The 286-nt window shown below is 45.1% G+C and carries 1 protein-coding gene; it reads left to right on the top strand.

Annotated features, from left to right (window positions below):
• The coding region (locus Q0951_RS17075; protein ID WP_299339545.1) for a hypothetical protein at positions 1-286 on the top strand (286 nt) is incomplete at both ends.

Genomic DNA, 286 nt, shown 5'->3' with positions numbered 1-286 from the left:
CATTTGTAATCAACTGGACCTTCGATGATGGAAACGGCAACAGTATTGTTGTGCCTCAGAATGTGATTATCGATGATATCACAGATCCAGTGATACCAACACTCTCTGATGTGACAGGTGAATGTTCAGCCACAGCCACCGCACCAACCACAACCGATAACTGTTCAGGCACGCTCACAGGAACAACGAGTGATCCACTCACATACAATACACAAGGAACATACACAATCAATTGGACCTTCGATGATGGAAACGGCAACAGCATTGTGGTTCCTCAGAATGTGAT

The organism is uncultured Psychroserpens sp., from assembly GCF_947501425.1.
GTDB lineage: Bacteria > Bacteroidota > Bacteroidia > Flavobacteriales > Flavobacteriaceae > Psychroserpens.
The sequence above is the reverse complement of the archived record's forward strand: the minus strand, read 5'-3'. Positions and strand labels throughout refer to the sequence as shown.